Genomic DNA, 25503 nt, shown 5'->3' with positions numbered 1-25503 from the left:
ATGTGTTGAATATAGTAGAAGAGAGAATATAAACAGTATAATTTTAATAGAGATAAGTATTATGGCTTTAACTTTTACAGACGCTAACTTCCAAGAGGAGGTTGCTAAAGGTGGTGCAATGGTGATTGACTTCTGGGCACCTTGGTGTGGTCCATGTCGTATGGTTTCACCTATCATTGATGATCTTGCTGAGGAGTACGGTGATAAGGTACGTATCGGTAAGATGAATGTGGATGAGAATAACGATGTGGTAGCACAGTTCGGAGTTCGCAATATTCCTACAATCCTTTTTGTTAAGGATGGCGAGGTAGTTGACCGTAAGGTGGGTGCCCAAAGCAAGGACTCTTTGAAGCAGTCTATTGAAAAGATCCTATAAGCTATCGGCTTTGTGACAAATAAAGGGGTGCATACAAGCGTATGCACCCTTTTATTGATACTATCGCACGAAGGCGATATTATTGATTAGCGGTTAGCTGGGAAGTAGAAACCGGCAGGATAAGCTACCTTATTTTCGTACTTCTTAACGAGCTTACCAGTGTCGCCAGAGAGATCTAGCTCAAGGATGGCATTCACATCGTTTTCACTCCAATCTTTGATACGAGTGATGTAGACGTGACCTGTGCGTGGGTGTACCCCTAGGCTATTGTAGGTGATAGTTCCTTCAGGATAAAAGCCTTCGCTAGCTACATCGACCATTGCCTTTGTTTCGTTTTTAGCAAAGTTGTGACGGTAGATGACTGAGCCACCACCGGCGTAGTAGATGATGTCGTCTTTTGCAACAATCACTGATGACCTACCCCAGTAGTTATTTCCCATTGCCTTACCTTCTGCACCTGTAATTTCATTTTGCTTAATGATAGAGAGGTCATCGGAGTTGATTCTGTAAATGGTGCTCTTCTCACCTGCAGGAGCTGCTACAAACACATCTCTACGGCAAGCTTGTGCTATGCCCTTGATGGAAGCATCTAGTGTAAGCTCTTTGGTAACCTTATCTTCGTTCCTATTGATAGAGACTAGTTTCTTGTCTACTGCGGCTACTACTCTATTGTTTAGAGCTACCATTTGCATCTCGGAAGCACCGTCAGTGCCCTCTACCTTGGTGAGTTTGCCATTCACGAGGTCTAGACGATGGATCGCCTTTGCGTCACGAATAAAAATATTGTGTAGGTCGAGAATGGCGATGTGTGAAGGCTTTTCTAGATCTGAGATGAGTTCTGAGTAATCCTTATCTATGCTATAATCAGCAGTTTTTAGAGAAACCAATCGACCTTTGTGCGTTCCTTCTATTGGATCCTTGGCAATAACGTAGGTATAATCACTGAAGAAAGCGAGATCTTGTGCTGTGCCTCCTAGGTTTGATTTATCAACCTTAGACTGGTAGCCGCCTTCTGCATTAATGACGTCAAGGAAGCCAGTCTCTTTATTGTATACTCCTTCGTTGAGGACAAATACACGAGCATCATTTTTGCTCTTTTGTGAGTCTGGAGTCTTGTCAGAATCGGAGATACAGCTAAATAGCGCTAAGCTACTTAGTAGCGTGAGTAGTAGTAAATTAAGCCTTTTCATTGTTCTGTTGTTTATAAATTAATGAATACTTATTTATCTGGTATAGTAGCAGCTGTAAAGGTGTTGCTGAGTCGTTCTCCCTTCATTGAACCATTGTTTAATGGGCTCCAGGATATTCCGTGCCAGCTACCATCTATTAGTAGCGTATTCCAAATACCTGTGCTGGAGTAGCCAAATGGGTTGAGACGTCTTTCTTTGTGAAAGTAAGACCAATAACCAATCTTGTAAAAACCTGTCTGCCATCTGACGGTAGGGTCGCTAATGGTGAAATGGTCCACAGCATCGTCCTTCTTTGGATCAAAGTCCACGATATGTACCCCTTGGCTCTTGAGCGTGAGTGTCTTTTCTTGATATCTTATCTCATAGGGTGTAGTACCAATGACAGGGCGATAAGCGATGCTAAATAAACAAGTGCCACTTTTCATACCTTCACCGATGGCAATCAGTAGTCTAGGGTCTTGATTAGCGATCTCCTCTAGCATTTCACCTGCACTCTTCTTGCCGTCAAAACGATAGCCCCAGACAAGTGCTTCGGGTTGGTTTCCATCGTGCCAGTCGATTATTAGTGCTGCCTTTTTGCTACCTGTGCCAATCCAATACTTGATGTCTCTGAATGCGAAGTAAGGATCTCCACCACCTGAGCTATTTGCTGGGTCGTAATTAAAAAGCTGTGTACTAAGTGAGATCTTATCCGCAGTCTCAAGGCCAATGGCCATTTCGTCGCTGAAAGGAACGGCGTTGCTCTCAATGTCGGTGGCACTGATATGTACCTTGGTATCTTTGTTTACCTCGGGAAGCCATAATAGGATCTTTTGGCTTTCCTTTGGTTGCAGCTCTTGGACGTTGAAACTGAGTGGTAGGGAAGAGAGACTCTTTTCTCCTTTTAATTTGCCCTCTACATAATCATAAGTGGAACCTTCCCATAGCCATGGTGTATCGGAAGTGAGCTGCAGCTCCTTTGGTGCCGTAAGTGGTTGATCAGACTGATTGGATAGCTCAATAATAGAGAAGTGCCCAAGCGTGGAGAGCTGTAAGGATTGTTTGCCTGATGACCTGTGTAGAGTCGTCTCTGGTAGATAGATTGGTGGGTTAATGCCCTTCTCGCGAAGATTGAAGGAGGGGTTCTTGTCATTATCTTGTAGTGGCGCTTGATAGGCTAGTAGAGTAGGGGTCGAATGGTCATCCTTTCTTTTCACCTCCCCCCGAATGGTTAGTCGTGTGGTACGCATATCCTCAGGTAGGGTGATGGAAAGAGTCGCTTTCAGTCCATCGGAATGGCGGGTGGGGGTCAGTTCGTGGAGGGTGATGCTTTTGCCACCGCTGAGAATTTCTAGCGTAACTAGATCATCTTCTTGCCAGAAGTAGCTTAAATTTTTGCTTATCTCTTGGCCGGAAAACATTGCTGGCATGGAGAGTTCTAATTGAAGTTCTCCAGTATCAGGGGTAGACTTTTCACCCTTACATGCTGTTAGGAGCAGCGATAGTAGGGCAAGTAGGGAAATAATAGTTTTCTTCATGGTTAAAACCTTATTTGTAGTGAGCCAAGTACTGTGCGTCTAGGCATTGGGTAGTACTTGGTTGATTCGTAGTAAGTGTTGAATAGGTTGTCTATCCTTATTTGCGGGGTGATAGCGTACTTTCCGATGGTATAATGATATCCGAGGAGTAGGTGGGATACATTGTAGGGTCGGGTAAAGTAGCTTTGGTCGGTGGTAATGTATCGTACACCGACATAAGAGGTCTGTAGGTTGAGAAAGCAGCGTGCATAATCGAGTGTGAAGCGGAGGCTCCACTTCTGGCGAGGCACGTAGGGAAGTTGGTGGAGGAGAGCACCATCATCATTATGTTGCTTGGTGCGAGTAAAGGCTCGGGTAAAAGCGTAACTCCAAGAGAGAGAACTTCGAACCTTCTCGCCAGTGTAGGCTACTTTGAGGAGCAGGTCCGTGCCGTAAGAGCGCGTGTCTCTCTTATTTTGTGGTCGCCAAAGCCATTGATTGTGGCTCTGACCAGATCGCACCGTTTCGTCTACTGGTAGCCAGAGAATCCAATCGTCGATATCCATAAAGTATCCGGTTGCCTCAGCTGAGAAATCTATTGGGGCTTTGAAAGGGTGGATCTTGAATAGTAGAGTGGCATCATAAGTGTATCCTTTTTCAGGACGAAGGTGTGGATTGCCCCCCGGGTGCCAGTACAATTCATTGAGAGTGGGCTGTCGGTAGTTGTAGGAGAAGGAAGAGCGTAGATGAAGCATCTCGGGGAGTATCGTAGCGGATGCTCCTAGGGAGTAGGTGAGGACAGGGCGGCGCCAATCTATACTCTCAATCATCAATCGACCATCGGTAATTAGCCACTCTATAGGCTTATAGCGGAGTGCGTGGTGCCATGCGAGCATATCTCTGGCGGCACCTGCGATGGGATCCTCTTCTCTGCTATCCTCTGCTTTGGCACGGTCGTGCCGGTAGGTGAGGGTGGTATTGTAAAGCCACTTTGGGCTAAAGGAATGGCTAAAGTCAATGCTGGAGTGTACAGTGCGTGAGCCATTGAGGTTATTAGTCGGTGGAAAGTAGTTGTTATCAAACCACCGATGATACTTCATACCATACTGGATGTAGGCTATTTTGCCCTCCAGTTTACTAGCTCCAAAGTAACCATTGTACCCTATGTATGCTCTTAGGTTTTGCTCCTCTTGACGCTCGTGAACTGTGGTTTCAATACCTAGTGGCTGTGGTAGCATTCGATTGCCACGTTGATACCAAAGTGCCGATGAGAGAAAGGCTTGGTCGCCTAGCCGGAAGTGTAGTTCCTGCATAGCCGAGAGCATTGAGAAGCTTGCATCTTGTCGACGTTCCTTGAAGGCATCAAGGCCTGAGACTTTATTGATGTATTGATAGTCATTATCGGAGTGCTGGTAGTAGGCTCTGCTTTTGCCAGAAAAGCGACGGGTGCCGTATCGGGCATACCCTTTAGCCGTGTAGGTGTTGTAGGAGCCATACTCGGCACCAAGGTCAAAGTGAGAAGCTCCGTCCCAATAGGGGAGGTTATCGATGTTGACGCTTCCGCCCACTGCTCCTGTGCCACTCTTGATATCGTTGGCACCGTGATAGAGAGCTACCTGGTCGGCAAAGAAGACTGGCATCTGGGAAAAGTCGAATATCCCTGCCATCACAGGGGTGATATTGATCCCATTCCAATTAACTCTTGTCTGAGCTGCACTGGCCCCACGAAAGGAAGCGGTCGCATTGGCTCCAAGCCCCTGGCTCTTGACGCTGATAGAGGTGTTTTCGGCAAGTAACTCTGCCATATTTCTAGAGCTATTGATCTGTAGTAGCTCAATAGGTATTTGCTCTATTTTAGCACCTGTATTAACTTCGGAGCGGGTGGTAATGGATTTGGAGACCACAAATAGCGTATCTAGTACGGTGGTCTGCTCTTGTGCGTAAGAGACTATGGCGCCAGCACAAAAGGTAAGTATGATGCTAAGAATTCGCTTCATTGCCAACCTCCTTTCGGTGGAAAGAATATGCGATTGGGGTATACACCAACCTTGTAACTTCGTACTTTACCACCATCTTTAGGAAACTGACGAATATACCCACGCTGTGCTGAGTAATCGAGGCAGTCGCAGATAAAGACATCTCCATCGGGTGAGACATTCATGCCATACATCATCTTAACTCCAGGAAGCTCGAGATATTTGGAGACTTTGTGACTGTCTACGTCAATGGTGAATAAGGTCTGTAGAGGTTGCCCCTCTTTTGACAGAGTGTATAGATTGATATAGATATATTGCCCAGTGGGGTCTATATCTACACGATTGTTTTTGGGCATGCCTATGATATCGCCCTCCTGAGGCTCTGAGCGATCAAAGGGTAGTACCACCTCAGCTACGATCGTTTCACTCTGAGAGTCGATAGCCGATAGCTTTACCCCATTGGGCAGAAGGCTAGTGCACCACACTCTCTGGTGATGGTCAACTAGCAATTGGCAGCCACCAAGTTCCCATGGAATATCTAGCCCATCAATAAGTCGCATATTGGGTATCCATAGCTTTTCGGCATCTAAAATGGCAATTCCCCGATTGAGGTAGACGCCGAATACCTTGTTTCTGACTGTAGCCATCTGCTCTATGCCCGAGCTTGCAGTGGGGAGTGAGATATATTCTAGTACCTCATAGGGTGGGGTGGTGCTGATCTTCACTAGCTGACCGTACAGGTCACTAACCAGTGCCGTATTATTGGTTAGGGGAGTGATGTAACGTGGAGAGCCACTTTGGCTATATCGTAGAGAAGCAACGGACTTAAAGGTGGTGGGGTCTAGTACTTCTATACGTCGACTGTTATTAATGGCTACGAAAAGCTTGCCATTGATAAGGGTGATGCTTTGGGCAACATCGCCAAGTGGTCGCTGATTGATTGGCTCAAAGACATCCCAGTAAATGGTACCATCCTTATAGACAGCGGAGAGTGCTGCTGTATTGGTGGTGAAAAGCCCTTCATTGACCACTAGAAACTGGAGTGGGTTATCCTTTGAGAGCTGGATAGAAGGTAGTTCTGGTACTCTATCGCATGCCAATGCAAGTAGCGAGATGAGCAATACTATTAATCGATAGCACTTAGACATAATTGTCTTTGATATTTGCCGTGACAAGTGGGGTTAATAAGTGGAGTTAATAAGGAATAACCAATCGCTGACCGGGCCGTATGTTATTTCCGCGAATGTTATTGGCTCGCCTTATCTTTTGTACGGTGGCTCCTTTATGCTTTTGAGCTATTCCGCTTAGGGTGTCACCTTTCTTTACCGTATAATATCTGACCTTTGGAGAAGCACTACTTTGTTTGGAGCTTCTTTGGCTACTACCTTTGGAGCCGTTGATGGAGAGCTTTTGCCCAACCCTTAGGCTGTTACTAGAGAGGTTATTCCATGCTTTGATATCGTTGATGGTGACCCCGTATTTAGAGGCTATCTTGGAGAGCGTCTCACCTCGCCTTACGGTATGGGTGATCGCATGGGCAGCGGTATCATTGCTAGACTCCTTAAGCTCTGCGGTACTCTGCTCCAACTGTCTCTTGGCGAGTAGCTGATCCTTTTGTATACTAAAAGCAGTAGCATCGGCAGTGGGTAATCTAAGTATCTGTGTGCCGTTATTGCCGGGGATAATCCTCTTTTTATACATTGGGTTGAGATCCTCAATCACCTTCATATCCACTCCGCTGGCTTGCTGTATCTCATCGAAGCTGAGTCGGAATTTAATATGTACGGTATCGGTGGCGAGAGGGACATTGACTATATTGGGTCGGATATCGTGCTCATCGTAGTGCTCCATAGCATAGAAAGCAGCAATGAAAAAGGGCACGTATGATCGGGTCTCACGAGGTAGGTATTGATAAATCTGCCAGAAATCGGTCTTACCTCCTGAGCGGCGGATAGCTTTATTGACATTCCCTGGACCACAATTATAGGCGGCAATGGAGAGCATCCAATCGCCGTATAGAGCATACATATCCTGAAAGTAGCGTGCCATTGCTTCGGAGCTCTTGTAGGGGTCGCATCGTTCGTCGACCATGCTATCGATATGAAGTCCGTAAGCCTTGCCCGTGGGGAGCATAAACTGCCAAAGCCCTGTGGCTCCAGCCCTACTGACAGCAGTTGGGTTGAGGGCACTCTCTACGATGGCGAGGTATTTTAGCTCTAAAGGCATTCCATACTTATCCAAGGCCGACTCTATGATGGGGAAGTAGTAGGTGGCCTTAGCAAGCATTAGGCTGAGCAGGCGACTTCGCTTATTGACATAGAGCTCAATGGCTTCGCGAACTATGGGATTGTATGTGAGGGGAATGGCACTCTCCATAGCGTGTAGACGACTGCGATAGAGTTGATCTAGCGTCCGAGTACTTTGGGTATTGGGCTTATCTCTCTTGGAGAGATTGTAATATTCTTTATATCTACGATTGAATAGTGAATCAAGGCTCATCTCAAAGCTTTCGGGAAGTCGGCCAAGATCCTCTATGTTTACCTCCTCCCCATTATTGGGCTCTTGACTGAAAAGTGCAGTGCAAAAGCCAAGTAATAGGGTAGCTGTAAGAAGAAGTCTATTCATCGTCATAAGTCTAAAATGCTTAGAATGTAAGTGCTAATTGCACGCCTATCCCGCTGTCGGGCGTTTGTGGGGTGGAGGGGATATAGGCTGGGGCATAGGAAAGAGTGAGGTTGGGCGAAATATCGAAGCTATATAGCTCAGCATCGACATAGGCATCAATCATAAATAGGGCATAGATACCTACAGTAATGATGATGCTGAGATCGCGATTGCGTCGATAGAAGTCACGACCTCTCCTAAGTTGTTCGTGAAAGCCTGTATTATTGACATAGCTCTTGGGGTCTGCACCGTAGGGAATAAAGTCTTTCCAACTTTGATGCTCCATAGGTGTGGAGCTCTTGATGTCCCTAAATGCAGTTGCGTAATCAAGGAGGTTATTATTATTCCAAGAGATAGCATAGTAGCAAGCCGTATAGGCACCAATTACTATAGGGAGTTTCCAATATACTCGGTTGTACACTTGTCCACCACCAGGAATGATGCTAAATAGTACGGCTTTTATGGAATTGGGTTGAAAGCTCTTGACCTCTTTACTCTTTTTATTTGGCACTACCTCTTCTACCACCTTGTCTCTAGTGGCACTTTGAACGACGGAGTCGGGAGGTATGCTATCAGTTGGCACAAGGTCTGCTTTGGCCGATAGCGATAGTGCCAGCCAAAAGAGTGCTAGCAATGAGATTTGCTGAACTCTCCTCATAGTCGGTCTAGCAGTGCAAGAATATGCTCAAGCTGGTCATTGGAGTCAAATGGAATATTTATTTTCCCCTTGCCCTGCTCACTGAGCGTCATGGTCACCTTGGTCCCAAAGAGACTTCTGAAGCGATTGGTGAGTAGCTCTACCTCTTCGCTATTAGTGGGTTTCCTTTTGCCGTTGTTGGAGGAGCGTGGTTTATTGGGTATCTCTTCCTCTGGCTCATTGTAGTCCTTGACCATTTGCTCTAGGCTACGTACTGAGATGTGGTCTGCGATTACTTGCTCGTAGAAAGCTAGTTGCACCTCAGGGTCGTCGATGCCTAGAAGAGAACGGGCATGCCCCATAGAGACTTTGTTATCCTTTAAGCCCATTTGTATCTCTGCAGGGAGCTTTAAGAGCCGGATGTAGTTGGAAATAGTGGCTCTCTTCTTGCCCACTCTATTGCTCAGCTCTTCCTGTGTAAGGTCGTAGCCTTCGATCAGCTTCTTAAAGGCGAGTGCTACTTCGATGGCGTTGAGGTCTTGGCGCTGAATATTTTCAATCAGAGCCATTTCCATAATCTGCTCATCTTCGGCGGTGCGGATATAGGCGGGGATGCGCTCGAGCCCAGCTATCTTAGCTGCTCTATACCGGCGCTCTCCACTGATGATACGGTACTTCCCTATATTGTCAGAGAGTGCATGCACGGTGATTGGCTGAATAATACCTAGGTGCCTAATAGACTGTGCTAGCTCCTCGAGGGCTTCAGGGTCAAACTCCTCTCTCGGTTGCTCGGGATTAGGTATGATATCCTCAAGATTTATTTCATTAAAGGAGGAAGAGCCCTGCACATCCACATCACTGAGTGTTGGTGTGATCAGAGCATCTAGTCCCCTGCCAAGGCTATTTTTCTTATTGATGTTTTTGCTCATAATTGTTTGTTCTTCTCCAGAAGCTCGCGAGCTAGTTGAAGGTAATTTTGACTGCCACGAGAGTCTATATCAAAGTCTAGCACCGACTGCCCGAAGCTAGGGGCTTCGCTGAGTCTCACGTTACGATGTATGACGCTGGAGAATACTAAGCTCTTAAAGTGTTTCTTAACCTCCTCGTACACTTGATTGGAGTGACGAGTACGGGCATCATACATGGTCATAAGGAAGCCCTCAATATCTATCTTTGGATTGATTCTTCGCTTAACTACCTGCAAGGTGCTCAATAGCTTGCTGATCCCCTCCAGTGCAAAGTATTCACACTGTACAGGTATGATTACAGAGTCTGCTGCAGCCAAGACCGATACCGTGATGAGTCCTAAGCTTGGAGAACAATCGATAAATATAAAGTCATAATCGTCTCGAAGCTGATCCGTAATCTTACGCATTACGAACTCACGGTCAGGGACAGAGACTAGCTCTACTTCTGCCCCAGAGAGATCGCTATGAGAGGGAAGTATCATGAGCCCTTCCACGGAGGTCTCCACAAGACACTCACGAGGATTGGCTTCGCCTAGCATGCAGTTGTAGACCGTCTTATTGGGTGATAAAGGGGTAGCTCCCAAGCCACTTGTTGCATTGGCCTGAGGGTCAGCATCTATGATTAGTACCTTTTTCTCTAAGGCCACTAGTGATGCGGCGAGATTGATTGTCGTAGTCGTCTTACCTACGCCACCCTTTTGATTGGATATTGCTATTACCTTTCCCATCTATTGCTCTATGAAGTCACTTTTTCACACTAGCAAAGGTAATCAATTATCTATTATTCCCCAAAAAGATGTCAGAAGTAGACGTGCCGGGGTGTTGGCAATGATTGAGGCTTATCTACTTAGCGCTTACAGTGTGGGCAAATCCCCTTGAGTATGAGTGTGTAGCCATCCACCTGAAAGCCCTCTGGAATGGCAAGCTGTGTAAGGTCCAAAGTGATACCTTCGAGGCAAATGGTTTCAGCACACTTCCGACAAGTGAAATGAGCATGGGTTGTGGGGTGTTCAACGCTCTCTACCTGACTTACGGCATACTTGGCAACGCCACTACCATCCTGTATTTGATGGATGAGACCAGCCTCGAGAAATAATTGTAGGTTCCGAAAGATACTACTCTTATCTATCGTGCGTAGCTCTACCTCTAGATCGCTCAGACTCATTGCCACAGTCGCTTCCTCTAGAGCCTGATACAAGAGGTATCTCACTGGAGTTACCCTCACGCCAAAGTGGCTTAGTAGCTTTGATAGTCTTTCTCGTTCCATAGTCTTTCCTATCATTCTTGAAGTGTTTTGGCTCTAAAGTAAAGTGCACGGAGTGAATTGAGTACTGCAAGGAGTGTCACACCTACATCGGCAAGTACAGCAAGCGTTAAGGAAGCAAAGCCCAATAGTGCCAAAATCATCACTGCAAACTTAAACCCTAGTGCAAAGATAATATTTTGTACTACAATCTTATGGGTATGCCTTGAAACTTCTATTCCTTGCACCACTTTATATGGGTCGTTACCTTGTATTACGATGTCTGCTGCCTCTATAGTGGCATCACTGGCGATACCACCCATTGCTATTCCCACGTGGCTCATGGTCATTACTGGAGCATCGTTCAGTCCATCCCCGACAAAGGCTACCCGATCATTTACCATCAGCTCCTCCACTGCCCTCATCTTATCATCAGGGAGTAGGGAGCCTCTTGCATCCTGAAGACCTATTTCTTTAGCTGTTGCTAGCACCACTTCTGGTTTGTCGCCAGAGAGCATCACCAGTTTATTGATTCCAAGGTGTTGGAGATCCGATATAGTTGCCTTGCTCTGAGGCTTTATTTGGTCGGAAAGAATTACAGTTGCTTTGACAGCTCTGTCTATGGCAAGCAGTACGGCACTTTCTCCCTGAGGAGATAGAGATTGGGGCACCTCAAGCCCTTCCTTGAGCATCATTCGTTCGCTTCCTACTAGTAACCGTTCGCCATTACTGCCAATTGCTGTCAGCCCCATTCCGGTAACCTCTTCAATGTCCTTTACTTCCTTCCGCTCACTATTTGTAGTGTGCCTCAGAATGGCTTGTGCCATTGGGTGGCTACTATGTGCTTCAACTGCCGATATGTACCCCAATGCATCTTCACTGCTGATGCTAGATGTGAGCACCTTTTTTACCTCAAACTCTCCTACTGTGAGGGTTCCAGTCTTATCGAATACTACTGCTGTGATCCTCCTTAATTCTTCCAAATAGAGTGCTCCTTTAAATAGTAGCCCATGACGACTAGTAGCCCCCATTCCGCTAAAATAGGTCAGAGGGACACTGATGACCAATGCACAAGGACAAGAGATTACCAAGAAGACTAGTGCCTTATAGAGCCAATCAGAGAACTCGTATTGGAAGCTAGAAGATGCCAAGCTCCATATCCATGGTGCTAATACTACAAGGAGAGCAAGCCCGAAAACAATTGGGGTATAGACTCTTGCAAATCGACGAATAAGTCGCTCTGTTTCAGGTTTTCGTTCGCTCGCCTCTTCGGTCATCTGAAGGATACGTGCCAATGTGCTATCCTCGTATGGTTTGGTCACTACAATATCTATAGGGCGTGTGCTCACTACACTGCCGGCAAGGATTTCTGCACCCTTCTCCCGCTCCTCAAGCATACTCTCACCTGTAAGTGCAGAGAGGTCCAAAAGGGCTTCCTCCGAGAGAAGCTTTCCATCCAGCGATACTCGCATGCCTGGGATTACTCTCAAGTAATCGCCCACTTGCGCCTCTTTTGCTGGTATCTCTTTTGTCTCTTGTCCCTCTATTTTAAGGACTGTTTGGCTACGCACATCGGCAGTCTTGGAGATACTGCGGCGCACCTTGTGTACCGCTTTATCTTGCAGGTACTCTCCTAATTGGTAGAGAAGCATAAGGAGTACCGCTTCATTTTGTTGGTCAATACAAAATGCCCCAATGGTTGCTATCGACATCAATGCACACTCATTAAAGAAGGAGTGCTCCTTCCAGAGGAGCTCCCACGCCTCTATAAGGACAGGAATTCCTACAGGGCAAAATGCGAGGATGTAAAGCACATCTTGTAACCACCCTTGTGGCCACCAACTCCAGAAGTGTTGGCCCACAACGATTAACACTAATATGGCTGCCGAAATGAAAATCGGCTTAAGGCTTACCTCCTCTTCCTCATGTCCGTGAACTTGACTATGATTATCTCCCATAATTCTTGTACCTGTTTGATTGTTATTACTTCCACAAAGATAGACCCTTTTCTCTGCAACCTAGTTGCAGAGTTGATCCTACTATAGCTCTACTGATAAGGTGGCAATAATTCAATTTTACCTGCGAACTTCTTGAGGAAAATAGGGCGTTAAAAGATGTTTTTGTAATAGGTTGATACTCAGTGTCGTATAAAGGCGCTAGTTTAGTTGCAACTAAGCAATCGGTTCGTTGCAACTAAGCAAATGATTAGATGCATCTAAGCAAATGCTTAGTTGCATCTAATTTTTTGCCTTGATATACCATCGGGTTATGAAGCTCTATAGCTAGGCTCAAAAGAGGCTAATTGGAGAATGGCACTTCGTGCAACATTATCGTGCACTTATTGAGCATTACCATGATACAGAAAAAAATCACCCCGACGCCTTCGAGGCGTCGAGGTGACTGCAATCATCATTTAAAATCCCAAATGTATCGAATGTCAACCAAGGTCAACACCCGAGCAAGGGCTCTTGCCAACCCTTACTATCGTTGTCCAAACTTGGAGGCGCCTATTTTGCTTTCAAGTTGGCTATATCTTCATACTATATGCTAGTTAGCTTATGCAACACTCGGAGCAATGACCTCTCATTCACTCCCGTTAATTCCCTTTGTTGGCAAATATACACTAAAAATTTCAATTGCAAAGACTTTTGACTTGTAAATTTTCTGTTTCTCTAACATTAAAAGGAATGGCACCCTAAGAATAAACTCTTAAGGTGCCATTTTAGGTCACTTATAATGTAGATTTACCGATAGTCACTCAATTGCTCTTGAAGCTGCTTGCGAGCAAAGAATATTCGACTTTTGATTGTCCCTATTGGGAGATCAAGTTGGTCCGCTATCTCCTTATATTTAAAGCCCGAAAGGTAGAGTGAAAATGGGATCTGATATAATTCGTCTAATGCCTCTATTGCTTGATTGATCTCTTTAAGACTTAGCTCGTGATCGGGAGCCCCAAGCCCCTCTGTATCTCTTTGGCTACCAATATAGGAGAGGTCGGCAGAGTCATCAATAATATTATTGGTCCGAACGCTTCTGTGGTAGCTATTAATAAAGAGGTTGCGCATCACGGTAAATACCCACCCTTTGAAGTTGGTATTGGGTCGATACTTGTCTCTATTATCCAGCACCCTGAGCGAGGTCTCTTGCATCAAGTCTTCGGCATTTGTGGGATTAGCGGTTAATGAGAGGGCAAAGCTGTACATATTTGGCTGTAGGCCAACGAGCTCTTTTTCAAAGTCGGCTTGATCCTTTTTGGTTGGTAGTTTATGGTCGTTTATCATTATATATGTATCTGTTTCTGGTCTTTGATTTGCTTTTCAAATATACAAAAACTTCGGCAGTTAATCTCCCCTGACATCTCTATTTTCTTTTTCTTAACAAAGAGACTCCTGCCACTATGAACGTCGTGCGATAATGGCCTTTCTAAGGTGTGGCCCCTACTTACTTGGGGTGGTGGCTTGGAGTGTCATTAAAAATGAGTACATTTGAGCACTTGATCAATTTGTCATCGTAAATGATACTTATGAAGCTTATAAGGAATTTTAAATGTCTTGCTGTGACCTCAGCGTTATGGCTTTCTTTAGCTCTTGTGGCTTGTGGGGGAGCTGAGAGTAAAAATGAGTCGCTATTCTCTAGTGAGGTAGTGCGTAGTGCCGAAAGTGCACTCTCTGATAAGTTGGCATACTTGGGTATTGAAGCTATTGACTTTGGTGACTCTCTCACTTCAAATGAAAAGGCCGCAATGACTTGGCTCTATGCCTATTCTTATACTCCTGATATATTGGATCATTCCCCTGAGTTTTATCGAGCCAATATCGATGTGGCAATCAAAGCGCGTCAGGAGCTTCCATGGGGAAGTAGCGTGCCACTCGATCAGTGGAGAGCTTTTGTCTTACCATTAAGGGTGAATAATGAAATTCTTGACGACTTTCGCACTACCTACTATGAGGAGCTTAGAGATCTTGTGAAGGATATGACCATGGAGCAGGCAGTGATAGAGCTCAATCACTGGGCTCATCAACACATTACTTATGCTCCTAGTGATGGTCGTACCTCTTCGCCTTTGGCTACTCTTCGAAATGCGCTAGGACGGTGCGGGGAGCAGAGTACCTTTTTTGTTTCAGTATTGCGTACGGTAGGTATCCCCGCTCGGCAAGTATACACTCCAAGGTGGGCACATACTGATGATAATCACGCTTGGGTCGAGGCGTGGGTAGATGGCGAATGGCACTATTTAGGAGCTAGTGAGCCTGCTCCTGTACTAGACCACGCTTGGTTTGATGCTCCAGTGCTTAGGGCGATGCTCTTGCATACTAGGGCTTTCGGACCGTATGTGGGTAAGGAAGAGTGGCTTGGCGCTGATCTCAATACGACTGAGCTCAACGTCTCTGAGAATTATATCCCTGTAGCTCCAGCGATGGTGACCGTAGTGGATAAAGAGGGAAAGCCACTGGAGGGGGTTAAGGTGACCTTTAGAATTTATAACTATGCCGATCTCTATCCTGCTGTAACTCGCACTACCAATCGATTGGGTGAAGCCTCGGTAGAGCTAGGTTTTGGAGATGTAGTGGTGGTGGCTAGTCGTAGTCCGCAGGAGATGGCGATAGGCAAACTCACTAATAAAGAGGGCGGTGGTACTCTGAAGCTTACTCTAGGTGATTGGAGTGAGGTCCCCTCTGAGATGCATCTGACCATCACACCTCCTATTGAGAGAGTGCCCCAAATTGCCGTCACGGAGGAGATGGAGCACATCAACGCTAAGCGAATGGAGGAAAATAATGCCCTTCGCCAATCATATACCGATACCTTCCCTACTGATGAGCAGGCAAATTCGTTGGCTACAGAGCTAGGACTTTCTGGAGAAAAAGCAGCACAGCTGTCACGTCTGTATAAGGAAAGTCGTGGCTATCATAGGGAGATTGCGGACTTCCTGAGATCTTCGGCACAGCAGGGGAAAGTCCAAGAAGCCATAGCCATATTAGCCTCATTGACCGATAAGGATCTCCATGACGTCAATATTGACGTACTGAGAGAGACTTTGTCTCGTGACCTCACCTCTGTTCAATGGAGTGATGCCGAACTATTCTCTCCTAGAGTGATGTTGGAGCATCTCTATCCTGTCCAGAAGCAACTCGATGAAGCGATCAAGGAGATAAAGAGTGCACACCCAGAGTGGGAAACTCTTTCTATAGCAGAAAAGGCCAAGACGCTTGCAATGGTGGTTGATGGATTTAAGGTTGATGAGTCATATAATCCGAGGGAGATTGTAATAAGCCCAGCATCTGTGTGGCAGTATAAAGTTGGTGATTTGCGTAGCCTTCAGGTGCTATTGGTGCGTTTGCTTCGTACAGCAGGTATCTCTGCGAAGTACGACACAGCTAATGGTGTGATTCTTTTCAAGGACGAGCAACAGCGTGCAGAGATTTTGCCATTCAAAGAAAAAACTGAAATTGAAGAGGTCAGTGCCGACTGCCAGCTTCTACTCTCCTATAAGCCTGAAGGATACCTTAAGACACCTAAGTATGAGACCAACTTTTCAATAGGCTATGTCGATGATGAGGGACAGCTATCTACTTATGGCTTTGATTGGCAGCTTCCATATGATCAAGTCGCAGGAGCTAAGCTTCTCCATGATAGAAATTACCTTCTTACTGGTACAAGGCTTGCCAATGGTGCTGTATTGATGGCTTTACGTAAGCAAGAGTGTGGCAAGGTCACTCCTCTCATTTTTGATCGAGATGAAACAGCAATTGGTGTAATAGGAAGCCTTAATGCCGAGTCTCTTTACCACGATCTAACTAGCGATAGCGATAAGTCACTTATTAGTTCTACTGGGCGTGGGTATTATCTCCTTATTTTAGGACGTGCCCATCATGAGCCTACCGATCACATCCTGCGAGATATGCAAGCGATAAAGGGGGCTGATGGAAAGCTTTTGTTGCCTACTGTGGTACTTATCAATGACCCCTCTGCTGAGCTGAAGTCGCTATTACCAGAAGCAATTTGGGGTGAGGATAAATGGGATATAGAGTACGACTTCGTGAAGAGCAACGAGCTATCTGGCAGGTTGGATAAACCAGTGGTGATCATTGCAGATACATTCAATAGAGTGGTATTTATCTCCCAAGGTTATACCATCGGTATTGGTGAGAGGGTGGCTCAGATTGTAGAGGAACTCAAGTCGAAGTGACAGAATTATGGCGACCGATGGTCATAGTAGCAAGCTAAAGCAAAAGCTTGCGCAAAACCTCTCTACCTGGCAGATACAGGTGATGAATATGGTGATGCTTCCTCATACGGAGCTAGCTGAGCGTGTCAAACAGGAGCTGATCGAAAACCCAGCACTGGAGGAGGGGCATGACTCGGATCCTGATGAGCCTCTTGACAGCCTGTCTGACGAGATGCAATCAGAGGAGGAGATCTCCATGGATGACTATGCAGATGTGGATGACATCCCTGAGACCACTCTGCGTCGCTACTATGAAGGACAGAAAGGTGCTGATGAGATTCCTTTTGCAGAGGAGCAGAGCCTTCAAGAGTCTCTGAATGAGCAATTGCCACTCACGGAATTGAGTGAGCGAGATCAGCAAATTGCTAGTTTCCTCGTTGGTAGCCTAGATGATGATGGTTATCTCCGGCGATCACTGCTGGGTATTTCGGACGATTTAGCAATCTACCAGGGTATAGAAATATCGGAAGCACACCTTATATATATATTGAGTGTAGTGCAGAGTTTGGAGCCTGCAGGGATAGCAGCTCGCTCTTTGCAGGAGTGTCTGATGCTACAATTGGAGCGTCGTAAGCCTACCGAAGTGGTGCAACTAGCGCGAAAGCTTGTAAGAGACCACTTTGATGAGCTGACTCACAAGCAGATTGACCGTCTTTCAGAAAGTACTAAAGCAAGTGAGGAGGAGCTAAGGGCAGCTATCCGTTTGATTACTAGTCTCAATCCTAGTCCAGGGCTAGACTTTTCTAGTAAGTTGCAGGATACGCTGATGACGGTGATACCCGACTTTGAGGTTACTGAGCGCGATGGGGAACTTCTGGTGACACTCCATAGTGGTGATATACCCGAGGTAAGAGTAAGCCATGAGTTTGAGGAGCAGCTACAGGAACTTACTCAAAGAGAACCTAAGGGTAAGGAGGAGCGTGAAGCAAGTCGATTTGTTAAGCAGAAGATTGATGACGCTCGCGGGTTTGTGGAGATGATCAAGCAACGCAATAATACCCTCATTACTACTATGATGGCGATTGTCCGATTACAGCGCGACTACTTTCTTACGGGTGATGTGGCGTTGCTTAAGCCGATGATTCTTCAGGATGTGGCCGATATAGTAGGGTATGATGTCAGTACCATCTCCAGAGTGACTAGTACCAAGTATGTGCAAACCGATTTCGGGATCATCCCTTTGAAACAACTCTTCTCTGAGGGTATCACCAATGATGACGGAGATGAGGTGACTACGCATTCGGTAAAGCAGTTGTTGAAGCAATTGATTGAGGAGGAGGATAAGAATAATCCCCTTTCCGACGAAGCTCTCCGACACAAATTAAAGGAGGAGGGATTTACCGTAGCACGCCGAACAATAGCTAAGTATAGAGATGGTTTGGGCATACCTATTGCGAGATTGAGAAAAGTTTGGTAACTTTGGCGAATAAAAGTTGTAAATCAAAACAAAACTAAAAACAAAAGACGCAGTTATGAATTTTCCAGAGAACTTGAAGTACAGCAAGGATCACGAATGGTTCCTTATAGAAGGCGACAAGGCCACTGTAGGTATCACAGACTTCGCTCAGAGCGAGCTTGGTGAGATCGTATATGTAGATGTGGAGGATAGCGTAGGTGAGGACATTGCAGCGGGTGAGGCTTTTGGCTCAATTGAGGCTGTGAAGACTGTTTCTGACCTTCTTACTCCAGTAGCATTTACTGTAGATGAGTTTAACGAAGAGCTCGAGGACGCTCCTGAGCTTGTGAATAGCGATCCATACGGAAAAGGTTGGATTATCAAGGTGACCCTTGAGGATCCTGATCAGGTTGGTGATTTGATGAGTGCTGAGGAGTACAAGGCACTTATCCAGAAGTAAGAGAGCCCATAGCTCTGTTTACACCCTATTAATATATTAGTAAGAGATGTCTTTACAGCCAAGAGTAAGCATTATTATGGGCAGTACTAGTGACTTGCCTGTAATGCAAAAAGCAATTGACCTACTAGAGCAGATGGAGGTGCCTTATGAGGTACACGCCTTGTCGGCACATAGGACTCCAGAGCAGGTAGAGACTTTTGCTAAGCAAGCTGAGGGGCGTGGTATTAAAGTGATCATCGCTGCAGCTGGTATGGCGGCCCACCTATGTGGAGTTATTGCAGCTTTCACCACACTCCCAGTGATTGGAGTGCCTATCAAGTCGACCCTTGAGGGGATGGATGCTCTACTTGCTATCGTACAGATGCCTCCTGGAGTGCCTGTGGCAACGGTAGGTATCAATGCTTCTCTTAACGCTGCACTGCTAGCCGTCCAGATGCTTTCATTAGCAGATAGTGACCTAGCAAGCAGATATGCAGCTTACAAAGAGAATCTTAAGCAGAAAATAGTTAAGGCCAATAAGGAGCTCCAAGCTCTAGAAGGGCTTAAGTATAAAACAAATTGAATTGTTCACAAGAACTTATCTTTTATTTATCACAACATTTTTAGAGATTGTATTATGAAGAAGTTATTTATCGCAGCAGCCGCTGTAGCAGTTGCTCTCGCTTTCACTTCATGCAAGTCTGAGTCTAACAATAACGACCAGCAACAACAAGCTGAAGAGGCTATCGAGACTGTTCAGGAAGGTGTTGAACAAGGTGCTGACCAAGTGGTTGATACTCTTGATTCCCTTAAGAACGAGGTAAAGGAAGGCGCTGAGGCTGCTGAGCAAGTGATGGAGGGTGCTGCTGAGAATGCACCTGCAAAGTAAATTGAGATTGTGACTTGCGGTGTTCTGAATACCGTTGTTGTAGTCTAATTACTTTAAAGTAAAAAGAAGAGGGGTTGACTGCCGACTGGCAATCAACCCCTCTTATTTATGTGAGGAGTGCACCTCGTGCAACAGACCCTAATTCATTGCCCAAATCTCCTCGTCAGTAGGGACATGGATGGTCTCAGACATTCGTGCAATACGAGTAATATTGAGTAGGTGCTTGTAGGTTAAATTCTCAGATATGGAGTTGTTACCCCAAGTACCACAACCAAGGGTAGTAGTTACAGAGAGCCCATTCTGAATAGATCCACCAGCAGTGATAGAGCAAGGGGCATTGACTATTAGTCGAGACACCTTGATGTCGTTACCGGCCTTGATGATATTACCTTGGTTATTGGAGTGAATACCAGCTGAGTGCCCGCTTCCCTCCATATTAAGGTTGGCGTTGGCAAGAGCTATTGCTTCGTCGAAGTGATCGTAAGGAAGACAGGTCATTACTGGACACATTTTCTCCTTGCAGATAAGATCGGCTTGAGCTACTCCCTTTGCAGGTACTACTAAAATACGGGTGTCTTTTGGAATCTCGATGCCAGCCATTTTGGCGATGATCTCTACGTCCTTACCCACTACATCTTTACTAATAGTCCCATTTACAAATATGGTATTGACCATTTTATCGTGGTATTCTTCGGGTACGAAGTAGGCTCCATTGCGCTTGAAAGCCTCAAAAATCTCCTCCTTATACTTCTTTGGGTAGATGAAGCACTGCTCTCCAGAGCAGATGATCCCATTATCAAAGGCTCTACCCTTGATGATGATCTTGGCGGTTTCATCAAAGTCATTGATGTTTTCATCAATAATAACCTGTACGTTTCCAGCACCAACACCGAATGAAGGTTTGCCAGAAGAATAGGCGGAGTGTACCATACCCATCCCACCAGTAGCTACTACTACGTCTACAAGCGACATCAGTTCTTGAGTCTCATTTAGACCAGGTTCGGCTAGGTATTGTACTAGGTTTTCAGGGACTTTATGCTCTTTCAGTACCCCTTTGATTAGTTCAATAGCATGTCCAGAGCAGTTCTTGGAGCGTGGGTGTGGAGATACGATGATAGCATTCTTTGTTTTGAGTGCAAAAGCAATGTTGGCCATAGGGGTCACGATAGGATTCGTTGTAGGAGTGATAGCGGCTACTACCCCTACCGGCTTTGCTATCTTAATTAATCCCGTGCCTTCCTCAATGTCTATTACCCCCATAGTTTTCTTCCCTTGGAGGTTCTGCCATACGCCTTTGGACTTATTGCGGTTCTTTGCCACCTTGTCCTCGTAACGTCCCATGCCGGTCTCATCTACTGCCTCTCGTGCAAGTATCTCGGCGTTGTCATAGATTACCTTGCAGAGTGCCTTAACTACGCTGTCAGTACTCTTTTGATCGAACTTCCGCTCAAATTCTTGCTGTGCCACTTTAGCAAGTGCCACCATTTCTTTTATTTCCATAATGTATTGTGATTAGTGAGTTATAGTTCTTAGAATAGTTTCTTATAAATATCTCTGATCTCATCTCTGCTGAGTGCCACGTAGTTATTGGCAAGTAGTCGCTGTTGGGTCGCGAGGACAGCATCAGCAAAGCCCTCTATCTCCTCCTCCTTCATGCCATAAGTGTGTAGTGGATTCTTGGAAATAAGTGCCGAGAGAAGGTGATCTATTTCTGCAAAAACCTCCTCTGGTGTGCACTGTAGTTCCTTAGATAACTTCTGCTTTAGCTCTGCGATGCGCCCATTGGGGTTCTTACGCTCATAAGCCATAAATACCTCGGTAAAGAATTGGTAGTTAGCTTCGCCATGAGGGACATGGTAAGCGCCTCCGAGAGGGTAGGAGAGAGCGTGGACTGCACCAACTCCAGCATTGCCAAAGGCGATGCCAGCAAAGTTGCTCGCCATAATCATCTTTCCCATTACCTCAAATCGATATTCCTCACCTTTTTCCTTGATCTGGCGGAATACATCAATAATGATTCGCCAAGCTGCTTCGCTAAATAGCTCGGTATAGGGATTGGCCTTAGGTGAGACGTAGGACTCTACTGCGTGGATCAATGCATCAATAGCGCTACAGGCGTAAAACTTAAAGGGGAGTCCTTTCAGTAGCTCAGGAATAATCACAGCATTGTCTGCGACAATTGCATCATCCGCTAGACCCATTTTGGTCCCCCGACTCTTAATCTCTGCAATAGAGATATTAGTCACCTCGCTACCGGTGCCACAGGTAGTGGGAATCACGATCAGCTGTTTCTCCTTCTCGAGAGGGATCTGCCGGTCAAATGCTCTGAGGACATCATCCTTTAGCCCCTTGAGGACAAAGAGCTTGGAAATATCGATAACAGTGCCTCCCCCGATGGCAATGACTCTCTCAAAGTCTTTCCCCTGAACATTGAGGAGAATTTTATTCATCATCTCGTCGGATGGTTCGCCCAAGCCATACTTCTCCTGCATCACGAAGTGGCATTTGAGGTGGCAAGCCTTCATAAAAGGCTCATAGAGAAAATCATTGGTGATTACCAAGTCTTTTTCACCCAGATTAAATGCCTTGGCAAAGTCTGCAAAGGTATCAAACTGGTCAATGGTTGTTTTAAGTTTAAATAGTTGCATATCAGTATTGTTATAGATTAGTGTGAATACTTTTCTCTGTAAACCGCCTCAAGTTCAGGTCTGAATGAAGGGTGAGCGATAGCAATGAGTGCTTCTGCACGTTCGCGAAGGGTTTTCCCCTTTAGTTTTGCGATGCCATACTCTGTCACTATGTAGTCCACATCATTGCGAGAAGTAGTAACGGCAGCTCCCTCGGAGATAATAGGTACGATGCGAGATAGTTTACCGTGTCCAGCTGTTGAGGGCATAGCAATAATACTTTTGCCATCTTTAGACCGTGCCGCACCTCTCACGAAGTCTATTTGCCCGCCAACTCCACTGATCTGACGAGCTCCAATACTCTCAGAGACTACCTGCCCCATTAGATCCACTTCTACACAACTATTGATGCTAACTACGTGATCGTTTTGAGCAATAACCCAAGGGTCATTGACATAGTCCACGGGATACATCTCCACGTCATTGTTATTGTGTACAAAGTCGTAGAGTACTTGAGTGCCCATGAGAAAGGTTGCTACTATCTTCCCCTTATTTATTTGCTTACGACTACCATTAATAACGCCCGAATTGACTAGTTCGACCACTCCATCCGAGACCATTTCAGAGTGAATTCCAAGGTCCTTCTTATCCTTTAGGAAGAGCAGGACAGCATCTGGAATAGCTCCTATACCGAGCTGTAGCGTGTCGCCATTATCTACAAGTTCAGCACAATATTTCCCAATGCTCTCTTCTACTTCTTTGATTTCTGTAGGTGCGATCGTATGTAAGGGATAGTCTGCTTTGACCACATAATTCATCTTAGAAATATGGATGAGGTTGTCACCTCCTATGAATGGCATCTGTGCATTCATCTCAGCGATAACTACTTTGGCTTGCTCAGCAGCAGGCTTAGTATAATCGCAGGAGACCCCGAAGCTACAGTACCCTTCGGCATTGGGGTAGGAGACCTGTATCAGTGCGACATCAGGGTGCAATAATTCACCTGGATTCATCATCGCTGGCACTTCTGAGAAATATCCAGGGAAAAAGTCCACTCTATTCTCTTTCATGGCTTGACGCATATTGCCTCCTATGAAGTTTGTAATATGTTGTAGGTGGCCTGCCATCTCTGGTGGGTTGCAGATTCCCTTGCCCAGTGTAAGCATATGAAAAACGCGTACATTGTGGTATGCTTGGTAGTTATTTATCAGAGCATCCACACACAATTGAGGTGCACCGGCTGCATGTGCTACGACTACGAGGTCGTTGTCTTTAATGTGTGTAACAGCCTCTTCCGCAGAAATCTGCGGAACACTATACAATTTACTCCAGTCCATACAAGTGATTGGAAATATGATGGTTACTTATTTACGAATAATCTTGAGTGCTTCTTGGATTAAGCTAGGGCTTACCCCTCTATCCACTTCTACCTGAATGGTGGTGTCGTTAAGGGCGTCCTGCAGGGATTGTAAAACAATTTCCTCGATAGTGTCGTTAAGGGAAGGGCAAGATTGGCATGTCCCCGTGACCTTAAGGCGAATGGTATTACCTTTGATATCAAGGAGGTGGAGGTCACCCCCGTGTACTTGGAGCTGAGGCTTGATGACCTCTTCAAGTACACGGGAGACCTTCTCCGTTGTTATTTGGGATTTTAAGAGCATCTTATACTCCTCTATTTCTATTATTTACGATCCAATGTGGTATCTACACCTGCTATAGTTCTAGCAAGCTCCTTTTTACCCTCCATATTACATTGTCTAGAAATCATAATGCGCTGAGCTTGTGGTGAGCCAGCACCATGCAAGCTCTCTGTGCGGTAGCCTACAGCTGCTGTCCCTAAGCAGAGATTCTCAATGAGGCGCAGTATTCGCATACGGTTGGTAGTATCGGTCCCCTTTGCACCAGCCAAATACTTCTTTACGATAGGACCAATCTCAGCATGCTTTAGATCTGCTTCGGATGGCATCGTCACCATAAGACCTCCAGCAATATCCTCAGCAAGGCGAGTGATATCGTATGGGAAGCGTGTTACATTCTGCTTGCAAACATTCGCAAGCAACATATCTATCAGGTAGTTGCCAGATGAAGTGGCCTTGCCTTCAGCCGAACAAGCGATGCCACAGCTGTAGAGAGTTTCATTAAGGTGTACCATTTCAATGAGCTTATCCTTGATGTGAGAAGCCTTGGGTACACCATTGTAGTCGGCAGCTAGTGCTGCAGCACCAATTAATACGTCACCTACACCTACTTTGCAACCACCATAGGATTGTCTGTGGTAGCCAGCAAAGCGCTCAACCAGCATATTAGTGAACTGGTACTCACGGCACATAAAGATGCGCTCATTAGGGACAAATACATGATCCATCACAAAGAGGGTTTCGTGACCACCAAAGGTGGCATTACCGAGGTCTATCTCTGCCCCTGGCTCTAGTTTTCGGGTGTCGCAAGATTGGCGGCCATAGATAATGGTCACACCCTCGGCGTCGCTTGGTATTGCAAATGATATAGCGTAGTCGGCATCCTCTTCTCTCATCGTGCAGGTGGGCATTATGAGGTGCTCGTGAGAATTGACCGAACCCGTCTGGTGTGCCTTGGCTCCTGTTACGACGATGCCATCAGGGCGAATCTCATTGATGTGGACGTAAAGATCAGGATCCTCTTGCTGGGATGGAGAGCAGCTACGATCACCCTTGGGATCGGTCATAGCACCATCCACTACTAGGTCATTTTCCTGTACATACTCTACATATTTCCTAAAGCGTTGGTGGTAGTCTGTGCCTAGAGCTTCGTCCATTTCGTAGGTCGTACTCCATACAGCATTGAAAGCATCCATACCGACACAGCGCTGAAAGCATGAAGCTGTCTTTTGTCCCAATAGGCGTTGCATCTTAACCTTATTTACGAGATCTTCAGTGCTCTGATGGATGTGGCAAAAGCGATTAATGGTGTGTCCTGTGAGGTTGGACTTAGCAGTCATCAAGTCCTTGTACTCCTCTTGTTGTGCCAGTTCATAGGTCATCGCTAGAGAGTTAAGGGATGGTCTCATCATAGGGTGGTCCACAGGATTATCGATTTTCTTTCCCATAAACCATACATTTAGGTTGAGCTTCCTTAGGCTCTCGATGTACTCTTCTCTTGTTTTCATTTACTACTTTTTTTAGTGGTTTGTATTAGTTGTATTTACTTGTTATTTTTCCACTATTGTTTTTATTGCTGAAGAGAAAGTTGAGAAGGTACATTGCACTATCTCTATTCTAACTATACCATAGGGCAAGATGCCCCTATCTGTGGAGCAACTATGGGTACACCAAATAAAGAGGATACACCTCTTTTATGGGTAAAAAATAGTCTATCTTAGTAACAATGTCCGTCC

The 25503-nt window shown here is 45.7% G+C and carries 22 protein-coding genes; 6 read left to right on the top strand and 16 right to left on the bottom strand.

Going from position 1 to position 25503, the window contains the following annotated elements; translation table 11 throughout:
- Positions 1-61: 61 nt before the first annotated feature.
- A complete protein-coding gene (trxA, locus tag A3GK_RS0100685) occupies positions 62-376 on the top strand; it encodes a thioredoxin (protein ID WP_018027605.1) in 315 nt (104 codons plus the stop codon).
- A gap of 86 nt (positions 377-462) precedes the next feature.
- Here the strand turns inward: trxA and A3GK_RS0100680 are convergent, their stop codons facing one another.
- From A3GK_RS0100680 to A3GK_RS0100630, 11 genes are all read right to left on the bottom strand, one after another.
- A complete protein-coding gene (locus tag A3GK_RS0100680) occupies positions 463-1566 on the bottom strand; it encodes a DUF5074 domain-containing protein (protein WP_018027604.1) in 1104 nt (367 codons plus the stop codon).
- 29 nt (positions 1567-1595) lie between these two features.
- Entirely contained in the window at positions 1596-3083 is a 1488-nt protein-coding gene (locus A3GK_RS0100675) for a hypothetical protein (RefSeq protein ID WP_018027603.1), read from the bottom strand.
- A 2-nt stretch (positions 3084-3085) separates the two neighbouring features.
- The gene (locus A3GK_RS0100670; RefSeq protein ID WP_018027602.1) at positions 3086-5059 is read right to left on the bottom strand and encodes a TonB-dependent receptor plug domain-containing protein; all 1974 of its coding nucleotides are present in this window, start codon (positions 5057-5059) and stop codon (positions 3086-3088) included.
- Positions 5056-6186: a DUF5074 domain-containing protein gene (locus A3GK_RS0100665; protein ID WP_018027601.1), complete on the bottom strand. Its 1131-nt coding sequence runs from the start codon at positions 6184-6186 to the stop codon at positions 5056-5058. The genes A3GK_RS0100670 and A3GK_RS0100665 overlap by 4 nt, the downstream gene beginning before the upstream one ends.
- 46 nt (positions 6187-6232) lie before the next feature.
- Positions 6233-7669, bottom strand: a complete 1437-nt coding sequence (locus A3GK_RS0100660; protein ID WP_244860706.1) for a lytic transglycosylase domain-containing protein — start codon at positions 7667-7669, stop codon at positions 6233-6235.
- Between the two features lie 13 nt (positions 7670-7682).
- The gene (locus A3GK_RS0100655; protein ID WP_018027599.1) at positions 7683-8360 is read right to left on the bottom strand and encodes a DUF5683 domain-containing protein; all 678 of its coding nucleotides are present in this window, start codon (positions 8358-8360) and stop codon (positions 7683-7685) included.
- The gene (locus tag A3GK_RS0100650) at positions 8357-9268 is read right to left on the bottom strand and encodes a ParB/RepB/Spo0J family partition protein (protein WP_018027598.1); all 912 of its coding nucleotides are present in this window, start codon (positions 9266-9268) and stop codon (positions 8357-8359) included. The genes A3GK_RS0100655 and A3GK_RS0100650 overlap by 4 nt, the downstream gene beginning before the upstream one ends.
- A complete protein-coding gene (locus A3GK_RS0100645; protein WP_018027597.1) occupies positions 9265-10035 on the bottom strand; it encodes a ParA family protein in 771 nt (256 codons plus the stop codon). Before A3GK_RS0100645 ends, A3GK_RS0100650 begins: the two co-directional genes overlap by 4 nt.
- Before the next feature lie 119 nt (positions 10036-10154).
- Entirely contained in the window at positions 10155-10574 is a 420-nt protein-coding gene (locus tag A3GK_RS0100640; RefSeq protein WP_026161614.1) for a Fur family transcriptional regulator, read from the bottom strand.
- Positions 10575-10585: 11 nt separating this feature from the next.
- Positions 10586-12508, bottom strand: coding sequence for a heavy metal translocating P-type ATPase (locus tag A3GK_RS0100635; protein WP_018027595.1), 1923 nt, complete (start codon positions 12506-12508; stop codon positions 10586-10588).
- 786 nt (positions 12509-13294) lie between these two features.
- Positions 13295-13831, bottom strand: a complete 537-nt coding sequence (locus A3GK_RS0100630) for an RNA polymerase sigma factor (RefSeq protein WP_018027594.1) — start codon at positions 13829-13831, stop codon at positions 13295-13297.
- Between the two features lie 242 nt (positions 13832-14073).
- Between A3GK_RS0100630 and A3GK_RS0100625 the strand changes: the two genes are divergently transcribed.
- From A3GK_RS0100625 to A3GK_RS0100605, 5 genes are read left to right on the top strand one after another with little or no spacing between them, the layout of a single operon-like run.
- The gene (locus A3GK_RS0100625) at positions 14074-16740 is read left to right on the top strand and encodes a transglutaminase domain-containing protein (RefSeq protein WP_040575691.1); all 2667 of its coding nucleotides are present in this window, start codon (positions 14074-14076) and stop codon (positions 16738-16740) included.
- A 7-nt stretch (positions 16741-16747) separates the two neighbouring features.
- Complete coding sequence (gene rpoN, locus A3GK_RS0100620; RefSeq protein ID WP_018027592.1) at positions 16748-18196, top strand: RNA polymerase factor sigma-54; 1449 nt, start codon at positions 16748-16750, stop codon at positions 18194-18196.
- Positions 18197-18251: 55 nt separating this feature from the next.
- Positions 18252-18635, top strand: coding sequence for a glycine cleavage system protein GcvH (gene gcvH / locus A3GK_RS0100615; protein ID WP_018027591.1), 384 nt, complete (start codon positions 18252-18254; stop codon positions 18633-18635).
- 46 nt (positions 18636-18681) lie between these two features.
- Positions 18682-19197 carry a 5-(carboxyamino)imidazole ribonucleotide mutase gene (gene purE / locus A3GK_RS0100610; RefSeq protein WP_040575678.1) on the top strand — a complete coding sequence of 172 codons (516 nt, stop codon included), beginning with the start codon at positions 18682-18684 and terminating at the stop codon, positions 19195-19197.
- Between the two features lie 54 nt (positions 19198-19251).
- Positions 19252-19503 (top strand): hypothetical protein, encoded by a 252-nt coding sequence (locus A3GK_RS0100605; protein WP_018027589.1) that lies wholly within the window; start codon positions 19252-19254, stop codon positions 19501-19503.
- A 138-nt stretch (positions 19504-19641) separates the two neighbouring features.
- Here A3GK_RS0100605 and A3GK_RS0100600 read toward each other — a convergent pair whose 3' ends face one another.
- The 5 genes from A3GK_RS0100600 to A3GK_RS0100580 are packed head-to-tail and all read right to left on the bottom strand — an operon-like array spanning position 19642 to position 25275.
- Positions 19642-21003 (bottom strand): aldehyde dehydrogenase family protein, encoded by a 1362-nt coding sequence (locus tag A3GK_RS0100600; protein WP_018027588.1) that lies wholly within the window; start codon positions 21001-21003, stop codon positions 19642-19644.
- A gap of 29 nt (positions 21004-21032) precedes the next feature.
- A complete protein-coding gene (locus tag A3GK_RS0100595; RefSeq protein WP_018027587.1) occupies positions 21033-22151 on the bottom strand; it encodes a 4-hydroxybutyrate dehydrogenase in 1119 nt (372 codons plus the stop codon).
- Between the two features lie 17 nt (positions 22152-22168).
- Entirely contained in the window at positions 22169-23467 is a 1299-nt protein-coding gene (locus A3GK_RS0100590) for an acetyl-CoA hydrolase/transferase family protein (RefSeq protein ID WP_018027586.1), read from the bottom strand.
- Between the two features lie 27 nt (positions 23468-23494).
- The gene (locus A3GK_RS0100585; protein ID WP_018027585.1) at positions 23495-23791 is read right to left on the bottom strand and encodes a NifU family protein; all 297 of its coding nucleotides are present in this window, start codon (positions 23789-23791) and stop codon (positions 23495-23497) included.
- A 20-nt stretch (positions 23792-23811) separates the two neighbouring features.
- A complete protein-coding gene (locus tag A3GK_RS0100580; protein WP_018027584.1) occupies positions 23812-25275 on the bottom strand; it encodes a 4-hydroxyphenylacetate 3-hydroxylase family protein in 1464 nt (487 codons plus the stop codon).
- Positions 25276-25503: the final 228 nt, after the last annotated feature.

The organism is Porphyromonas somerae DSM 23386 (assembly GCF_000372405.1).
Lineage (GTDB): Bacteria > Bacteroidota > Bacteroidia > Bacteroidales > Porphyromonadaceae > Porphyromonas_A > Porphyromonas_A somerae.
The sequence above is the reverse complement of the archived record's forward strand: the minus strand, read 5'-3'. Positions and strand labels throughout refer to the sequence as shown.